General features: G+C 75.1%; 17 protein-coding genes. 6 read left to right on the forward strand and 11 right to left on the reverse strand.

Annotated elements, in window-relative coordinates:
* Nucleotides 1-54 precede the first annotated feature (54 nt).
* From ABZ493_RS20915 to ABZ493_RS20935, 5 genes are all read right to left on the reverse strand, one after another.
* Nucleotides 55-2,295, reverse strand: a complete 2,241-nt coding sequence (locus ABZ493_RS20915; protein ID WP_430584038.1) for a PhoX family phosphatase — start codon at nucleotides 2,293-2,295, stop codon at nucleotides 55-57.
* A 153-nt stretch (nucleotides 2,296-2,448) separates the two neighbouring features.
* Nucleotides 2,449-3,489 carry a molybdenum cofactor biosynthesis protein MoaE gene (locus tag ABZ493_RS20920; protein WP_430584039.1) on the reverse strand — a complete coding sequence of 347 codons (1,041 nt, stop codon included), beginning with the start codon at nucleotides 3,487-3,489 and terminating at the stop codon, nucleotides 2,449-2,451.
* Nucleotides 3,486-4,031, reverse strand: a complete 546-nt coding sequence (gene moaC, locus ABZ493_RS20925; protein WP_430584040.1) for a cyclic pyranopterin monophosphate synthase MoaC — start codon at nucleotides 4,029-4,031, stop codon at nucleotides 3,486-3,488. Before moaC ends, ABZ493_RS20920 begins: the two co-directional genes overlap by 4 nt.
* Entirely contained in the window at nucleotides 4,028-5,317 is a 1,290-nt protein-coding gene (gene glp, locus ABZ493_RS20930) for a gephyrin-like molybdotransferase Glp (protein ID WP_430584041.1), read from the reverse strand. The genes moaC and glp overlap by 4 nt, the downstream gene beginning before the upstream one ends.
* A gap of 88 nt (nucleotides 5,318-5,405) precedes the next feature.
* Nucleotides 5,406-5,894 (reverse strand): GNAT family N-acetyltransferase, encoded by a 489-nt coding sequence (locus ABZ493_RS20935; RefSeq protein ID WP_430584042.1) that lies wholly within the window; start codon nucleotides 5,892-5,894, stop codon nucleotides 5,406-5,408.
* Nucleotides 5,895-5,950: 56 nt separating this feature from the next.
* On the opposite strand from ABZ493_RS20935, the gene ABZ493_RS20940 reads away from it, so the two are divergent.
* From ABZ493_RS20940 to ABZ493_RS20955, 4 genes are read left to right on the forward strand one after another with little or no spacing between them, the layout of a single operon-like run.
* On the forward strand, nucleotides 5,951-6,358 hold the full coding sequence (locus ABZ493_RS20940; RefSeq protein WP_430584043.1) for a TOBE domain-containing protein: 408 nt from the start codon (nucleotides 5,951-5,953) through the stop codon (nucleotides 6,356-6,358).
* A complete protein-coding gene (gene modA / locus ABZ493_RS20945) occupies nucleotides 6,355-7,125 on the forward strand; it encodes a molybdate ABC transporter substrate-binding protein (protein ID WP_430584044.1) in 771 nt (256 codons plus the stop codon). Before ABZ493_RS20940 ends, modA begins: the two co-directional genes overlap by 4 nt.
* A gap of 13 nt (nucleotides 7,126-7,138) precedes the next feature.
* Complete coding sequence (locus tag ABZ493_RS20950; RefSeq protein ID WP_430584045.1) at nucleotides 7,139-7,936, forward strand: ABC transporter permease; 798 nt, start codon at nucleotides 7,139-7,141, stop codon at nucleotides 7,934-7,936.
* Nucleotides 7,933-8,988 carry an ABC transporter ATP-binding protein gene (locus tag ABZ493_RS20955; protein WP_430584046.1) on the forward strand — a complete coding sequence of 352 codons (1,056 nt, stop codon included), beginning with the start codon at nucleotides 7,933-7,935 and terminating at the stop codon, nucleotides 8,986-8,988. Before ABZ493_RS20950 ends, ABZ493_RS20955 begins: the two co-directional genes overlap by 4 nt.
* A gap of 3 nt (nucleotides 8,989-8,991) precedes the next feature.
* On the opposite strand, the gene ABZ493_RS20960 is transcribed toward ABZ493_RS20955, so the two are convergent.
* From ABZ493_RS20960 to ABZ493_RS20980, 5 genes are all read right to left on the reverse strand, one after another.
* Nucleotides 8,992-10,098 carry a uroporphyrinogen-III synthase gene (locus ABZ493_RS20960; protein ID WP_430584054.1) on the reverse strand — a complete coding sequence of 369 codons (1,107 nt, stop codon included), beginning with the start codon at nucleotides 10,096-10,098 and terminating at the stop codon, nucleotides 8,992-8,994.
* Nucleotides 10,099-10,138: 40 nt separating this feature from the next.
* Nucleotides 10,139-10,933, reverse strand: coding sequence for a uroporphyrinogen-III C-methyltransferase (gene cobA, locus ABZ493_RS20965; protein ID WP_430584047.1), 795 nt, complete (start codon nucleotides 10,931-10,933; stop codon nucleotides 10,139-10,141).
* The gene (locus tag ABZ493_RS20970; RefSeq protein ID WP_430584048.1) at nucleotides 10,930-11,355 is read right to left on the reverse strand and encodes a nitrite reductase (NAD(P)H) small subunit; all 426 of its coding nucleotides are present in this window, start codon (nucleotides 11,353-11,355) and stop codon (nucleotides 10,930-10,932) included. The genes cobA and ABZ493_RS20970 overlap by 4 nt, the downstream gene beginning before the upstream one ends.
* Nucleotides 11,352-14,069 (reverse strand): nitrite reductase large subunit NirB, encoded by a 2,718-nt coding sequence (nirB, locus tag ABZ493_RS20975; protein WP_430584049.1) that lies wholly within the window; start codon nucleotides 14,067-14,069, stop codon nucleotides 11,352-11,354. The genes ABZ493_RS20970 and nirB overlap by 4 nt, the downstream gene beginning before the upstream one ends.
* A 105-nt stretch (nucleotides 14,070-14,174) precedes the next feature.
* Nucleotides 14,175-14,645, reverse strand: a complete 471-nt coding sequence (locus ABZ493_RS20980) for an ATP-binding protein (RefSeq protein ID WP_430584050.1) — start codon at nucleotides 14,643-14,645, stop codon at nucleotides 14,175-14,177.
* A gap of 25 nt (nucleotides 14,646-14,670) precedes the next feature.
* Here ABZ493_RS20980 and ABZ493_RS20985 point away from each other — a divergent pair, with 25 nt between their 5' ends.
* Together ABZ493_RS20985 and ABZ493_RS20990 are read left to right on the forward strand one after the other, a co-directional pair.
* Complete coding sequence (locus ABZ493_RS20985; protein ID WP_430584051.1) at nucleotides 14,671-15,390, forward strand: class I SAM-dependent methyltransferase; 720 nt, start codon at nucleotides 14,671-14,673, stop codon at nucleotides 15,388-15,390.
* A gap of 3 nt (nucleotides 15,391-15,393) precedes the next feature.
* Nucleotides 15,394-15,903: an HIT family protein gene (locus tag ABZ493_RS20990; protein WP_430584052.1), complete on the forward strand. Its 510-nt coding sequence runs from the start codon at nucleotides 15,394-15,396 to the stop codon at nucleotides 15,901-15,903.
* 25 nt (nucleotides 15,904-15,928) lie between these two features.
* On the opposite strand, the gene ABZ493_RS20995 is transcribed toward ABZ493_RS20990, so the two are convergent.
* On the reverse strand, nucleotides 15,929-16,180 hold a 252-nt coding region (locus ABZ493_RS20995), incomplete at its 5' end, for a hypothetical protein (RefSeq protein ID WP_430584053.1).

Below are 16,180 nucleotides of genomic sequence, written 5' to 3' on the forward strand. Positions count from 1 at the left end.
CGCCGAGGTAGTGGACCAGTCCACTACCTCGGCGAGAGCCGTACTACCTCGCGGTCAGCGGTGGCGCGGCCACGGGAACGGGCCGGGGCCGTCCCAGCCGTCGCCGCCCTTGCCGTGGCCGTTGCCGTTCCCGTGCCCGTTGCCCTGGCCGTTGCCGGGGTGCTCGCCGCGGCCGGCCTTGTAGACCTGGACGGTGGACGGGCGGGGCCCGCGCCAGGCGCCGGCGGGGGCCCGCTCGCCCTCGGCGAGGTAGTCCGGGAAGTAGGAGTTCGGCGCGGCGAAGGTGCCGTCCTCCCCCGGGTGCTGGACGTTGACGTAGACCATCCCGTCGCGCGAGTCGACGACGGGCCCGCAGGTCTCGGCGTCGCGCGGCACGGAGAGGAACTGCTCCACGCGGCCGCGCTCGCGCCCGGTGAGCGTGACCTTGAACAGGCCGTCGCACTTCTGGATCGTCGACGGCGCGCCGTCGGTGGAGATCCACAGGTTGCCGTCGGCGTCGAACGCGAGGTTGTCGGGGCAGGAGATCGGCGACACCTTGTCGGCAGGGAAGCCCGAGAAGTACGTCGAGCCGTTCACCGCCGGGTCGCCGGCGACGAGCAGCAGGTTCCACGTGAACGTGGTCGCGGTCTGGTCGCCGCCGTCCTCGATGATCTCGACGACGTGCCCGTCGCGGTTGGTGGTGCGCGGGTTGGGCTCCGTGGCGCCCTCCTTGCCCGCCTTGCCGCGGTCGGTGTTGTTGGTGCACGCCACGTAGATGCGGCCGGTGAGCGGGTTGGGCTCGACGTCCTCGGGGCGGTCCATCTTGGTGGCGCCGACGGCGTCGGCCGCGAGGCGGGTGAAGACGAGCACCTCTTCCGTGGTCATGCCCGGCACCTGCGACTCGCCGTCCTTGACCAGCGCCACCCACTCGCCCGTGCCGTCGAAGGCGCCGTCGGACGGGACCGCGCCCGTGCCGTCGATCTCGGACGCCGGGGAGTCGCCCCGGAACCGCGCGACGTACAGGTCGCCCTCGGACAGCAGGGTCTTGTTGTGGCGGCGGGCCCAGCGGCTGCTGCCCTCGCGGAAGCGGTCCTTCGACACGAACTTGTACACGTAGTCGAAGCGCTCGTCGTCGCCCATGTACGCGACGGCGTGCCCGCGGCGGGACAGGATGACGTTGGCGCCCTCGTGCTTGAAGCGGCCCATCGCCGTGTGCTTCACCGGCGCCTCGTCGGGCTCGTACGGGTCCACCTCGACGACCCAGCCAAAGCGGTGGCTCTCGTACTCGTAGCCGGGGTTGCGGCCGTCGAAGCGCGGGTCGTCGAGCTCCCAGCCGTAGCTCGTGGCGGCGTCCTTGAGGCCGTACCGCGCGTCGCGCGGGTCCTTGCCGTTGACGCGGAAGTTCGCGTTGTAGTTCTCCTCGCCGGAGACGACAGTGCCCCACGGCGTCGTGCCGCCCGCGCAGTTGTTCAGGGTGCCGCGCACGCGGGTGCCGCTCGGGTCCTCGACCGTCTTCATGAGGTAGGAGCCGGCCGCCGGGCCGTCCACGCGGAACTCGGTGTCCACGGTGATGCGGCGGTTGTAGCGGCTGATCCGGGAGTAGCTCCACGGGGAGCCCTCGCGGTCGCGGCGCACCTCGACGACCGACAGGCCCCAGGCCGCGCGCTCGATGGCGCGGCGCGTGGCGGCGTCGTACGACTCGTCGAACATGATCCCGGCGTTGGTGTACTCGTGGTTGCTCACGAGCAGGCCGCGCCGCCCACGCTTGGTCTTGGCCCCGCGCGGCTGCACGTCGTCGGGGTCGGCGGGGAGGATGTCGAGGTAGTCGACGTTGTAGCCGAACTGCTTGGCCTGCTGCTCCGGCGTCTGGTGCGCGGCGTCGAACGCGCGGCCGCCGGGCAGGATCGGGTCGCCCCACCGGATGATGGGCGACCACTCGTAGCCCTCCGGCACGACGAAGGCGTCCACGCCGGCGTCCTGCGGCGCGATGGCGCCGAACGCGAGGCCCTTGCCCGCGCCGTGCCCGCGGCCGGCGGCGGTGGCGGCGCTCGCGCCGGGCGCGCCCGCCACCTGCGCGCCGACGACGACGGTGGCGGCCGCGGCGGCCAGGCCGCCCAGCATGACGCGGCGCGACAGCGCACGGGCCGCGACGTCGCGGAAGTACTCGTTGGCGGACTCGTTGGGGGCGGGGTGCGAGCACGCGTCGGCGCACTTGAGCCGGCACGTGACCGGGCTGCGCTTGCCGCGCGCGTAGTGGGGGCCGTGGGGCGTGGCCGCGAGCTCCAGCAGCGGGCGCGACTCGGGGGCGATCGTCATCGGTGGCACTCCTGAGGGTGTGCAGGGTCAGGACAGGGGGTGACGTGCCCGAACGTAGGGAGCACCGATGGCGGGCGGCCGTCGTGACACCGACCCTCAGGTGAACAGCAGGTGACCTGCGGGTCCGCGGCCGCCGCCGCCCTTCTTGACCGGTCAGCCGAGTGAGGCGACCCACTCCGACGTGCCGTCGTCGAAGCCCTGCTCCTTCCAGATCGGCACCTCGGCCTTGAGCTCCTCGACCAGGTCCGACGCGGCAGTGAACGCCGCCTGCCGGTGCCCCGCCGCCACGGCCGCCACCACCGCGACGTCGCCGATCGTCAGGTCGCCGGTGCGGTGCACGACGGCGACGCGGACGCGATCCCCCGTCGCCGCGGCCGTGCGGCGTGCGACGCGTTCCGCCACCGTCCGCAGGACCGTCGCCGCGTCCGGGTGCGCCTCGTAGTGCAGGCGCAGGACCCCGCGCCCGCCGTCGTGGTCGCGCACGTAGCCCGAGAACGTCGCCACCGCGCCGCACGCGTCGTCGCGCACCAGCGCCCCGAGCTCCTCGACCAGCGGGTCCAGGGGCGCGTCGACGACGTCGGCGCGCAGCACGACCGCCTCGCCGGTCGTGCTCGCCGGAGCTCGCGTCTCTGCAGGGTCGGCCGACGACGCAGGGTGGTCGCCGCCCGCGAGCTGGTCGACGGCGTGCGGCAGCACGTCGGCCAGCGCGTCGAGGCCGTCCGTGACGCCGCCGACGGAGCCCGGCAGGTTGACGACCAGCGTGCGCCCGGCGACACCCGCGACGCCACGGGACAGCGCCGCCGCGGGCACGGCCTTCTTCGCCGGGTCGGTCGGCGCGAGCGAGCGCGCGCGGACGAGCTCCGCGATCCCCGGCACCTCGCGGTCCAGGACGGCGCGCGTCGCCTCGGGGGTGCGGTCGCGCGGGCCGAGCCCCGTGCCGCCGCTGGTGACGATCAGGTGCGGCACGTCGTCCGGCGCGGCGACCAGCAGCGCGGCGAGCGCCTCGCGCACCGGCTCGCCGTCGGGCACGACGAGCGGCGGCGACGTGCGCCAGCCGCGGGCCTCGAACCACGCCACGGCCGCCGGTCCCGAGCGGTCCTCGTACTCCCCCGCCGCCGCACGGTCCGAGGCGACGACGACGGCGACGCGCCGCTGGGTGCGACCGCCGTCGTGGTGCGCGTGGGTGCCGGTCATGCGTCCTCCCCGTGCGGCTCGGCGGACGACGCCGCCCGGGCCCAGTCGCCGGACTTGCCGCCCGACTTCGCCACCACCTGCACGTCCGTGAGCACGGCTGCCTTGTCGACGGCCTTGATCATGTCGTAGAGCGTCAGGCCGGCGACCGTCACCGCGGTGAGCGCCTCCATCTCGACGCCCGTGCGGCCGGTGGTGCGCACGGTCGCGGAGATCGCGACCGTGCCGGACCCGTCGGAGGCGGGCACGACGTCGATCTCCACCCCGGAGATCGGCAGCGGGTGGCACAGCGGCACGAGGTCGGGCGTGCGCTTGGCGCCCAGGATCCCAGCGATGCGCGCGGTGGCGATCGCCTCCCCCTTCGGCAGGTCGCCGGACGCGATCCGCGCGACGACGTCCGCGCGCGTGCGCAGCACGCCCGTCGCGGTGGCCTGCCGCTTCGTGACGTCCTTGGCGGAGACGTCGACCATGTGGGCGGCGCCGTCGGCGCGGTAGTGGGTCAGGCCCTGGGTCGGCTCGTTCGTGTCGGGCGTCGGGTCTGTCAACGGAGCTCCTGGTAGTCGACGGGGTCGCCGGCGTCGAGGTGCGCGACGCCCGGCGGCACGTGCACGAGGACCGTCGCGGCGGCGAGGTGGGTCAGCAGGTGGGAGCCGGGGCCGCCGGTCATGCGCACACGGCCGTCGGCGTCGAGCGTGCCGCGCCGCACCTGGTGCAGCGCCGGCGGCGAGTCGAGGGGCTCGGCGAGGGGCGCGCGGCCGGTCGCACGGCGCGCGGGAGCCGCGCCCGTCGCGGCGGCGAGCACCGGGCGCAGGAACAGCTCGAACGACACGTACGCGCTCACCGGGTTGCCGGGGAACGCCACGAGCGGCACGTCCTGGCCCGACCCGAGGGTGACCGTGCCGAGACCCTGCGGCCCGCCGGGCTGAACGGCGACGTGCCCGAACCAGGCGCCGGTGAGCGTCTGGCGCACCACCTCGTACGCCCCGGCGGACACGCCGCCGGTCGTGACGACGAGGGCGACGTCGCCCGCCGCGTCGGCGAGCACCCGCAGCAGCGCGTCGGGACGGTCCGGCGCGACGCGGGTCGTGACGCGGGCCCCTGCCTGCCCGAGCGCCGCGGTGAGCGCGGCGCCGTTGGCGTCGTGCACCTGCGCCGGGCCGAGCCGTGCGCCCGCCGGGGCCAGCTCCGAGCCGGTGGACACGAGCAGCACGTGCGGCGGGGCGGCGACATCGACGGTCGTGACGCCGGCGGCGACGAGCGCGCCGAGCTGCGGGGCGCCGAGCGGCGTCCCGGCGGGGACCAGCACGTCGCCGGCCGCGACGTCGGATCCCGCCGTCCGCACGAACGTGCCCGGCGCGACGGGAGCGGCGAACCGAACCTCTGCGGACGCGGCCGGGTCACCGAAGCGCGGCGGGTCGGCGTCCTCGATCTTGACGACGGCGTCGGCCCCGGCGGGCACGGGTGCTCCGGTCATCACGGGCGCGGCCGTGCCCGGCTCCAGCGCCGCCGGGTGGGTCCCGGCGGGCACGGGGGCGACGACGGGCAGGGCCACCGGGTCGCCGACGGACGCGCCCGCGAGGTCGGCCGAGCGCACCGCGTACCCGTCCATCTGGGAGTTGTCGAAGCCGGGCAGCGCGACGGCGGCCACCGCGTCGCGCGCCAGCACGCGCGGCGACAGCCCGGCGCCGGCGCCCACCTGCGTCAGCAGGGTCGCGACGTCGATCCGCGCGGACGCCCGCCCGCGCGCCGCCGCCAGGGCGGGCGCGACCAGGCCGGCCACCGCCGTCCTGTGGTCGGCCACCGACCGTCGCCGCGTCACGTCGTCATGCACGGGCGTCAGCCTATGTCCCCGCCGCCCGCGGTCCCCGGCAGGTCGTGCTCCGCCGCCGACGCCCGCGGGCCACTGGCCGGTGGGGGGTTCACATCCCCCACCGGTCGGACACGGCGGGCACCGGACGCCACACCGTGATCGTCTCGCCCGTGAGGCGCCCGCCCTCGTCGTCGAACCCGAGGGAACGGTAGTAGCGGATCGCACCGCCGTTCTGCCGTCGGATGACCGCGCGGAGCGAGGTGAGCCCCGCCTGCTCGGCGAGCCGTACGGTCGCCCGCGCCAGGGCGCGACCGACGCCCTGACCGCGGGCGTCCGCCGAGACGAAGGTGGCGATGTCGGCCGCTCCGACGGGAAGGTCTTCGTGGAATCGTTCGAGCGCCTGGAACCCCAACCGCTCCTCCGTGTCACCGACCGCCACCACGCAGCTCGCGCAGTGCGGCCCGGTGATGAACCACTCCGCGAGCTCGTCTGCGGACAGCGGCGTCGTGATCGCGGTCCTGCCGCCCTCGGCGATCACCGCGTTGAGCAGCTCGGACAGCGACGCCGCGTCCTCCGGACCGGCAGCACGAACATGCATGCGGCGATCCTAGAGTCTCCACCTCGTGACGCAGATGCGGGGCTATGCTGCTGCTCGTGCCGCACATGCGAGTTTCCGAAGCGTCCGTGTACCTCGGCGTCAGCGACGACACCGTGCGCCGGTGGATCGACCGCGGGCTGCTCGGGTCCACGACCGACGCGTCGGGTCGCAAGGTCGTGGACGGGTACGAGGTGGCGATGGTGGCGCGCGAGCACGCGACCGTCCCGGCCCTGCCCGGCGGGATGAAGAGCTCGGCGCGCAACCGGTTCGTCGGGCTGGTCACCGACATCCGGAGCGACCCGGTGATGTCGCAGGTGGAGCTGCAGTGCGGGCCGTTCCGCGTGGTGTCGCTCATGAGCACCGAGGCCGTGCACGACCTGGGGCTGGAGCGCGGCTCCGTGGCGGTGGCGGTCATCAAGTCGACGACGGTCGTGATCGAGGCAGAGGACAAGGGTGTCGCATGAGGAAGCACATCGCCGCCGGGGTCGCGGCCTTGTCGACGGCGTTCGCCGTGACGGCGCTGGCGGGCTGCGGCGCGCCGGCGTCGGGCGACGTCGGCACGACGACGCTCACCGTGTTCGCGGCGGCCTCGCTGAAGGGCTCGTTCGAGGACCTCGCCGAGCAGTTCGAGGCCGCGCACGACGGGGTGGACGTGCAGCTCAGCTTCGCGGGGTCGTCCGACCTGGTGGCGCAGATCCAGCAGGGCGCGCCGGCCGACGTCTTCGCCTCCGCGGACACGGCGAACATGGACAAGCTGACGGCCGACGACCTCGTCGTCGAGCCGCAGGCCTTCGCCACCAACACGCTGGAGATCGCCGTCCCGCCGGGCAACCCGGCCGGCGTCGAGTCCCTCCAGGACCTCGCCTCCCCGGACGTGAAGCTCGTGCTGTGCGCGCCGGAGGTGCCGTGCGGGGCCGCGTCCGCGAAGGTCGCCGAGGCCGCGAGCCTCGACCTTCGGCCCGTGAGCGAGGAGCAGAGCGTCACCGACGTCCTCGGCAAGGTGATCGCGGGCGAGGCGGACGCCGGGCTCGTGTACGTCACCGACGTCGCCTCCGCGGGCGACGCCGTCGAGGGCGTCGAGTTCCCCGAGTCGGACAGCGCCGTGAACACCTACCCGATCGCCCCGGTGACGGACGCCGACGAGGCGGAGCTCGCGGAGGAGTTCGTCGACCTCGTCCTGTCGGACGAGGGGCAGCAGACCCTCACCGGGTTCGGCTTCGCGGCCCCGTGACCGGCCCGTGCCAGTGACCGCGCCCCGCGCCGAGACCGCCGTCGGCCTGCCCCGGTGGGCGTTCGCGCCCGCCGCGGTGGGCGGGCTGTTCGTGCTGCTCCCGCTGGTCGCGATGGCGACTCGGGTCGACTGGTCGAGCTACTGGTCGCTGATCACCAGCGAGTCCGCGCGGGCGGCGCTGCTGCTCAGCCTGCAGACGTCGGCCGCCAGCACGGTGGCGTGCCTCGTGCTCGGCGTCCCGATGGCGCTGGTGCTGGCGCGCTGCCGGTTCCCCGGGATCGACCTGCTGCGCTCGCTCGTGATGGTGCCGCTGGTGCTGCCGCCCGTCGTCGGCGGCATCGCGCTGCTGTACACCTTCGGCCGGCGTGGCCTGCTCGGCGAGACGCTGGAGGTGGCGGGCGTGCAGGTCGCGTTCTCCACGACGGCGGTGGTGCTCGCGCAGACTTTCGTCGCGCTGCCGTTCCTCGTGACGAGCCTCGAGGGCGCGCTGCGCACGGCGGGCGCCCGCTACGAGGCGGTCGCGGCGTCGCTCGGCGCCCGGCCGACGACCGTGCTGCGGCGCGTGACCCTCCCCCTCGTGTGGCCCGGCCTGCTGTCCGGGGCCGTGCTGTCGTTCGCCCGCGCGCTCGGCGAGTTCGGCGCCACGATCACGTTCGCCGGCAGCCTGCAGGGCGTCACCCGCACCCTGCCGCTGGAGATCTACCTGCAGCGCGAGACCGACCCCGACGCCGCCGTCGCCCTGTCCCTGCTGCTCGTCGTCGTCGCCGTGCTCGTCATCGCCGCCACGCGGCGGGACCGGGGCCCGCTGTGACGCTCACCTTCGCCGCCACGCTGCCCGCCCGCGGGTTCGACGTCGAGCTCGACGTCGCCGAGGGCCGTACCCTCGCCCTGCTCGGGCCCAACGGGGCAGGCAAGTCGACGACGCTCGGCCTCGCGGCCGGCACGCTGCGCCCGCACGACGGCACGATCGCGCTCGACAGCCGCACCCTGGCCCGCGCCGAGGGCGGCCGCGTGCGCACCTGGGTGCCGCCCCACGCCCGGCAGGTCGCACTGCTCGCGCAGGACGCGCTGATCTTCCCGCACCTGTCCGTGCGGCAGAACGTGGCGTTCGGGCCGCGGTCGCAGGGCGCCCGACGGCGCGCGGCCGACGCGGCGGCGGACCTCCGGCTGGAGCAGGTCGGGCTCGCGCACCTGGCGGACCGCGCGCCGTCGACCCTCTCGGGCGGGCAGGCGCAGCGCGTCGCCGTCGCGCGGGCGCTCGCGGCCGAGCCGCGGCTGCTGCTGCTCGACGAGCCCATGGCCGCGCTCGACGTCGATGTCACGCCCGAGCTGCGCCAGACCCTCCGCCATCTGCTCGCCGGTCAGACGGCGGTGATCACCACCCACGACGTCCTCGACGCGCTGCTGCTCGCCGACGAGGTGGCCGTGGTCGAGGGCGGGCGCGTCGTCGAGCGCGGGCCGACCGCCCAGGTGCTGAGCCGGCCGCGCAGCGCGTTCGCGGCGAAGATCGCCGGCCTCAACCTGCTCACGGGGACGTGGACCGGCGACGGCGTGCGCACCGCCACGGGCGAGGTGGTGCACGGCCGCACCCCGACCGACGGGCTCTCCGACGGGGCGTCGGCCACCGCTGTCTTCCGGCCCGCCGCCGTCGCCGTCTACCTCGACGAGCAGCACGGCTCCCCGCGCAACGCGTTCCGCGCCACCGTGCGCTCCCTCGAGCCGCGCGGCGACCTGGTGCGCGTGCGCACCGACCGCCTCGCCGCCGACGTCACCCCCCAGTCCGCCGCCGAGCTCGCCCTCGTGCCCGGCGCACGGGTGTGGCTGTCGGTCAAGGCGGCGGAGGTCGACGTCTACCCCGCGTGAGCCTCAGAGCGCGTCGTCGTGCGCGAGCTCCAGCCGGTAGCCGCGCTTGACGACGGTCTTGACCAGGTCGCGGCGGCCGGTGGCGTCACGGAGGCGCGCGACGGCGACCTCCACGGCGTGCGGGTCGCGGGAGCTGCCGGGCAGCACGTCGAGGACGCGCTCGCGCGGCACCACGTCGCCCCCGGCGGAGGCCAGCAGGCGCAGCACCTCGACGCCGGTGGGCGACAGGGGCAGCACCTGCTGACCGAGGACGGCGACGCGGGCCCGGATGACCAGCGGCCCGGCGACGGTGGCCAGGGCCACGGACTCCAGGTGCTCGTAGTGCCCCACGATCGTCCGCACGAGGGCGCCGAGCCGGCCCCGCTCGGGCTGCAGCGTCGGGATGCCGCGCGACTCCAGCGGGCGGGCCGTCACCGGCCCGACAGCGGCGGCGACCATCGACCCGTCGACGAAGCGCGCCACGACCGCGTCGCGCAGGCCCTGCGCCTCGACGGCGCGCAGCCACGCCTCGGCGCCCGGGGCTGACGTGAAGGCGACGGCGTCGATCTCCCCCGCCGCGGCGGCGCGCACCGAGGCCTCGACGGCGGCCGGGTCGGGGGGCGGCCCCCACCGGTACACGACCAGCGCGGACACCCGGGCGCCCGCCTTCTCGAACACGACGTCGAGGCCGTCGGCGCCCGCGCCGTGGTGCTGGATCGCGACGTGCTGCCCGCCGACTCCCTCGGAGAGCAGCACCTCGGCGACCTCGGCCGACGTCTCCGACTCCGCGACCCAGTCGGCCTGCAGGCCCGCCGCCTGGATGGCGCCCCGCGCCTTCGGCCCGCGCGCGACGATCCGTGCCCGGCCGAGGACGGCGAGCAGGTCGTCGGCGAGGCCGTGCGCGTCGGCCGCCTCGATCCAGGCGCGGAACCCGACGCCCGTCGTCGCGACGACGACGTCCGGCGGGTCGGCCACGAGGGCACGCGTCGCCGCGACCAGGGCGTCGTCGTCCACGTGCGGGATCATGCTCAGCGCGGGCGCGTGCCGGACGGTGGCGCCGCGGCGCTCCAGCGCGGCGGCCAGCTCCCCCGACCGGCGGTCTGCCGTGACGAGCACCGTGCAGCCCGCCATCACCTGGCCCAGCGCGGGCCGGGCCGTGCGCGCGGCGGCGTCAGCCACCGGGCCGCCCTGCGGCTCCTCCTGCGTCACGCGTGACCTCCAGCAGCTCGTCGTGGGCCACGTCGCCGATCACGACCACGGCCGGCGCGCGGACCCCGACCTCCTCGGCACGCTTGGCGGCCAGGTCGAGGGCGACACGCGTGACCCGCTGGTCGGGCAGCGAACCTCGCTCCACGATAGCGACGGGGGTGTCCCGCGCGGCCCCCGCGTCCAGCAGGCGGGCGACGATGCCGGGCAGCGCCGCGACGCCCATGAGCACGACGAGCGTCGCCGCCCGGGAGGTCACGCACGCGACGGAGACGTCGTCGAGCTGCGCCTCTCCGTCGCGCGTGTGGCCGGTGACGACGTGGAACGCCGTCGTCGTGCCGCGGTGGGTGAGCGGGACGCCGGCCAGCGCGGGAGCCGCGAGCGCCGACGACACCCCGGGCACGACGTCGACGGGCACACCCGCGGCGCGGCAGGCGGCCACCTCCTCGCCGCCCCGGCCGAAGACGAACGGGTCGCCGCCCTTCAGGCGCACCACCCGCTGCCCTGCGAGCGCGCGCGCCACGATCAGCGCGTCGATCTCCTCCTGCGGCAGCGTGTGCCGGCCCGGCGTCTTGCCGACGTCGACGACCTCGACCCGCGGGTCGAGGTCGTCGAGCACCTCGCGCGGCACCAGCCGGTCGGTGACGACCACGTCGGCCGTGCTCAGCGCGCGCCAGGCGCGGTAGGTGAGCAGGTCGGCGGCGCCCGGACCGGCGCCGACGAGGGTGACGCGGCCGGGGGCCGCGCCGGGCGTCGTCATCCGATCCCCACGTGCACGACGCCGCCGGACACGACGACCGGGTACGACGCGAGGTCCCCCGCCAACCCCGCGCGCGGCTCCTTGCCCGCCGCGTCCAGGCAGCGGCCCGTGTGCAGCTCGAAGACCTGCTTGTACACCGGCGACGCCACGGTGGGCGTGCCGCCGCGGGTGCCGACGATGCCGCGCGACATGACGTTCGCGCCCGAGTACGGGTCCAGCTGCTGCACGGCGCAGACGGTGCCGTCGAGCAGGCGGAACAGCGCCACCTGCAGCTCCTCGCCGTCCGACCCCGTCACCAGGGCGGCGGCGCCGCGCTCGGGGGCGAGCGCGTCCAGCAGGCAGACGGCGGTCCAGCCGGGGCCGTCCACGACGCTCGTCTCGGTAGGGCTCGTGTCGGTGGGGCTCGGGGTCAGGGCGGTCATGCGCGCACCTCCAGGGTGGGGCCGGCGACGAGGACGGGGCTGGTGAGGGCGGAGACGAGCTCGGGGTCGACAGGGCCGTCGGCGCCGGAGGCGATCTCGTCCGCGGTGGCCGGGCGCTTCTGCCCGCGCTCGGCCACGTACGCGAGCGCCGGGTCCGGCGTCGTCGGGGCGTTGACGAAGGAGCCGAAGCGCGCCAGCTTCTCCGGGTCGTCGAGCACGGCCTTCCACTCGTCCTCGTAGCCCTCGACGTGCTGCGCCATCGCGGCGTCGAGGTCCGCGCCGATGCCGAGCGAGTCCTCGATCACGACCTGGCGGATGGCCTCGAGCCCGCCCTCGTACTCCTCCACCCACGGGGCGGTGCGCTGCAGGCGGTCCGCCGTGCGGATGTACAGCATGAGGAAGCGGTCGATGGTGCGCAGCAGCTCGGCGGAGGAGAGGTTCTCCGCGAGGAGCTGCGCGTGCTTCGGCGTCTGGCCGCCGTTGCCGCCCACGTAGACGTTCCACCCCTGGTCGGTGGCGATGACGCCGACGTCCTTGCCGCGGGCCTCCGCGCACTCGCGCGCGCAGCCGGAGACGCCGAGCTTGAGCTTGTGCGGCGAACGCAGGCCGCGGTACCGGAGCTCGAGCTCGACGGCCATGCCGACCGAGTCCTGCACGCCGTACCGGCACCAGGTGGACCCGACGCACGACTTCACGGTGCGCAGCGACTTGCCGTACGCGTGCCCGGACTCGAACCCGGCGTCCACGAGCCGCCGCCAGATCTCCGGGAGCTGCTCGACGCGGGCACCGAACATGTCGATCCGCTGCCCGCCGGTGATCTTCGTGTAGAGGCCGAAGTCCTTCGCGACCTGCCCGACGACGATCAGCCCCTCCGGCGTCACCTCCCCGCCCGGCATGCGCGGCACGACCGAGTACGTGCCGTCCTTCTGCATGTTGGCGAGCATGTGGTCGTTGGTGTCCTGCAGGGTGGCCTGCTCGCCGGCGAGGATGTGCCCGTTGCCGAGGCTGGCCAGGATCGACGCGACGGTGGGCTTGCAGATGTCGCAGCCGCGGCCGGCGTCGCTCGCGCCGTCGGGCACCCGCCCGAACCGGCCGATGATCTCGCTGAACGTGTGCAGGTCGGCCACGCGCACGGCGTCGAAGAGCTGGGCGCGGGAGAGCTCGAAGTGCTCGCACAGCGCGTTGCTGACCTCGACGCCGGCCTTGGCCAGCTCCGTCTTCGTCAGCTTGGTGACCAGCGGCAGGCAGGCCCCGCAGGTGGTGCCCGCACGGGTGCACGCCTTGACGCCCGCGACGTCGGTGCACTCGTGCCCCTCGAACGACCCGTTCACGGCGCCGCGGATCGTGCCCGCCGAGACGTTGTTGCACGAGCAGACGTTCGCGTCGTCGGGCAGCTCGAGGGTGGGGGCGCCGCCCGCGCCCTCGGGCAGCAGGAAGGCCGACGGGTCGCCCGGCAGCTCCGCGCCGAGCATCGGCCGCAGGGACGCGTACGGCCCGGCGTCGCCGACGAAGACGCCGCCCAGCAGGGTGCGCGCGTCGTCGGCCATGACGAGCTTGCTGTAGACGCCGCGCAGCGGGTCGGCCCAGACGATCTCGACCGACTTCTCCGTGCGCCCGTGCGCGTCGCCGAAGCTCGCGACGTCGACGCCGGAAAGCTTGAGCTTGGTCGCCGTGTCCGCGCCGGGGAACGTGGCCTCGCCGCCCAGCAGCCGGTCGGCCACGACCTCCGCCATCGTGTTGCCGGGCGCCACCAGGCCCAGGCAGCGACCCTCGATGCACGCCACCTCGCCGATCGCCCAGACGTGCTCGTCGGCGGTGCGGCAGGTGAGGTCGACGACGGCGCCGCCGCGCTCCCCGATCTCCAGGCCCGCGGCGCGGGCCAGCTCGTCGCGCGGGCGCACGCCGGTGGCGACCACGACCACGTCGACGTCGAGGCGGCCGCCGTCGCCGAACTCCAGCTTGCCGACGTGCCCGGTGCGGCGGTGCGGCTTCATCTCCTTCGTGGCCGTCTCCGGCCGCACCGAGATGCCCTTGTCGTTGATGAGCCGCTTGAGCGCGTGCCCGCCGCCCAGGTCGACCTGCACGCCCATGAGGTGCGTGCCGAACTCGATGACGGTCGCCTGTGCGCCCAGCGCCTTGAGCGCGCCGGCGGCCTCCAGGCCGAGCAGGCCGCCGCCGATGACGGCGCCGCGCACCGGCTTCTCGACGACGCCGCCCCGCGTCTCGACCCGGCCCGCCTCCCGCTTGGCCTCGACCCAGCCGCGCAGCGCCGCGACGTCGTCGATCGTGCGGTACACGAACACGCCGGGCAGGTCGTTGCCGGGGATGGGCGGCATCGCGGCGTTCGAGCCCGTGGCGAGCACCAGCTCGTCGTAGGCGTGCACCCGGCCCAGCCGGTCGGTGACCGTCCGAGCCTCGCGGTCGATCGTCTCGATCTTGCAGTCCCGGTGCAGGTCGACCAGCGGGTCGTCCCACAGCGCCGGGTCGCCGAGCGTGAGCTCCTCGGCGTCCCGCACCTCGAAGTACCGGGTGAGACCCACGCGGTCGTACGGCTTGCGCGGCTCCTCGGCGAAGACGGTCACGCGCCACGCGCCGGCGTCGTCGCGGGCCCGCAGGGCCTCGACGAACCGCTGCGCGACCATGCCGCCGCCCACGACGACGACGTGCCGCGGGTCCGGCCGGGAGCTGGGGGGCGTGCCCTGCGTCTCGTTCATGACGCTGACGGTAGGAAGCCGCCGTGTCGCCGCCGTCAGGCCGGGGTTACCTCACGGGAACATCTGCCTCACGCGCGAAACATGGCGCGCGAGAGGGCCGGGAGATCAGACTCCGGGGACGACCCGCAGCGGGCCCTCGTCGGGCGTCGGGACCTCGAAACCGTCGTGGAAGGCAGCGGCTGTCTCGGGCGTCAGCACGACGTCGTGCGGGTGTGCGGCGGCTCGCTCGGCCACACGGGCGAGGGCGACGTCGCGCGGCGTGTCGACGTAGACGACGAGGGTCTCCGCACCGTGCGCGGCACCAAGAGCCCGATACTCGTCCCGCGACGCGCGCGACCAGAACGACGAGTCGACGACGACGTCGCGCCCCTCGTCCAGGAGCGCCTCGACGCGGGACCGCAGGGCGTCCGCCACCCGGCGGGCCGCGTCGTCCGGCAGCGGGTGCACCGCGGGGTGCCCGGCGGCCCACGCGAGCTCGTCGACCGACGCGACCACACAGCCGTCGGCCGCGAAGCGGCGCGCGTGCGTGGACTTGCCCGCGCCGGCGGGCCCGCACAGCAGGACGAGGTTCGGCACGGCCGTGACGCTACCCTCGCTGTCCATGCCGACGACGAAGCCGACGACGACGTTCGACCCGCGCACCACCACGAACCCGCAGGTCCGCGCCGTCGGACGCTGGCTCGGCCGCGTCAACGCCCGGTACCCGTGGAACCACAACGACCACTTCCACGGCTGGATCCTGCGCCGGCTGCCGCGCCGGCGACGCCGCGCGCTCGACGTCGGCTGCGGCACGGGCACGCTCGTCGCCCGGCTGCGGCGCGCGGGCGCCACGGTCGTCGGGCTCGACGCGGACGCAGCGATGGCCGAGGTCGCTGCCGCGCGGTTCGCAGGCGACCCCGGCGTGACGGTGCGGCACGGGCGGTTCGAGGACGTCCCCGCCGAAGGGTCGTTCGACGTCGTGACCATGGTCGCGTCGCTGCACCACATGGACCTCGAGCCCGCGCTGCGGCACGCCGCCGAGGTGCTGGCGCCCGGCGGGCGGCTGCTCGTCGTCGGGCACGCGCGCATCGGCGCGCCGCGCGACCTCGCCGTCGACCTCGTCTCGTCGTTCACCAACCCCGTGGTGGGGATGGTCAAGAACCTGGGCCGCTCCCCCGTCGCCGTGGCCTCCGGCGACGGCCCACGAATGCCGGTGCGCGACGCGCACCAGACCTACGGCGAGGTCCGCGACACCGCCTGCCGCGTCCTGCCCGGCGCCCGGTTCCGGCAGCGGCTGTTCTTCCGATACACGCTCGAGTGGACCCGGCCGGCGGAGGCGTAGGCGATGCGGACGAGCCAATCACCCGCGCTCCCGGGCACCACCCACGAGCCGCCCGGCTACGCCTGCCCCTTCTGCCGCTTCCAGCGGGGCGTCCACGACGAGTGGAACCAGCCGTCGGACGTCGTCGCCGTGACGGAGCGCGCCTTCGCCCGCGTCGCCCCGAAATGGTGGCCCGCCAACCCCGGCGGCGTGCTCGTGATCCCGCGCCCGCACGTCGAGAACCTCTACGCCCTGTCGGCGGAGGACGGGCGGGAGGTCTGGGATCTCACGCAGCGGGTCGCCGAAGGCATCCGCACTTCCTACGACTGCGCCGGGACGTCGGTCCGCCAGCACAACGAGCCGGCGGGAGACCAGGATCTGTGGCACCTGCACGTGCACGTGTTCCCGCGCCACGCGGACGACCGCCTGTATCAGCGTCACGCCGAGGCCCGCTGGGCGCCTCCTGCCGAGCGGGAGCCGTATGCCGAGAAGCTCCGGGCAGTCCTGCGCCTGCCGCACGACCTGGACGCCTGACGCACCGCCGACCTCGCAGGCGCCTTCAGAACGGTGGGTCGTCGGTGGAGGTGATGGCGGGTTCGGCCGGGTTGGGGGCACTCGTGTCGGTCTCGTCAGTCGAGCTTGTCGCGCCCTCGGGCGCCGGCTGACGACTGAGGTGTGCGGCCGTGGTGGCCCATTCGTCGAGGCGGTCGAGGACATGGTCGGCGGTGCCGGGGGTGGTGAGGTAGGTGCGGCCGCGGGGTGAGGTCCAGGCCAGGACGCCGCTTCCGTGGGAGCTGTCGAGCTGTTCGAC

Origin of the sequence: Isoptericola sp. NPDC019482 (assembly GCF_040632295.1) — a bacterium.
Lineage (GTDB): Bacteria > Actinomycetota > Actinomycetes > Actinomycetales > Cellulomonadaceae > Isoptericola.

Bases quoted from the DNA above. Each gene is read 5' to 3' on its own strand.
- ABZ493_RS20915 (WP_430584038.1), bottom strand. From the start codon at position 2,295: ATGACGATCGCCCCCGAGTCGCGCCCGCTGCTGGAGCTCGCGGCCACG.
- ABZ493_RS20920 (WP_430584039.1), bottom strand. From the start codon at position 3,489: ATGACCGGCACCCACGCGCACCACGACGGCGGTCGCACCCAGCGGCGC.
- ABZ493_RS20935 (WP_430584042.1), bottom strand. From the start codon at position 5,894: ATGCATGTTCGTGCTGCCGGTCCGGAGGACGCGGCGTCGCTGTCCGAG.
- modA (WP_430584044.1), top strand. From the start codon at position 6,355: ATGAGGAAGCACATCGCCGCCGGGGTCGCGGCCTTGTCGACGGCGTTC.
- ABZ493_RS20960 (WP_430584054.1), bottom strand. From the start codon at position 10,098: ATGGCGGGCTGCACGGTGCTCGTCACGGCAGACCGCCGGTCGGGGGAG.
- cobA (WP_430584047.1), bottom strand. From the start codon at position 10,933: ATGACGACGCCCGGCGCGGCCCCCGGCCGCGTCACCCTCGTCGGCGCC.
- ABZ493_RS20970 (WP_430584048.1), bottom strand. From the start codon at position 11,355: ATGACCGCCCTGACCCCGAGCCCCACCGACACGAGCCCTACCGAGACG.
- nirB (WP_430584049.1), bottom strand. From the start codon at position 14,069: ATGAACGAGACGCAGGGCACGCCCCCCAGCTCCCGGCCGGACCCGCGG.
- ABZ493_RS20985 (WP_430584051.1), top strand. From the start codon at position 14,671: ATGCCGACGACGAAGCCGACGACGACGTTCGACCCGCGCACCACCACG.
- ABZ493_RS20990 (WP_430584052.1), top strand. From the start codon at position 15,394: ATGCGGACGAGCCAATCACCCGCGCTCCCGGGCACCACCCACGAGCCG.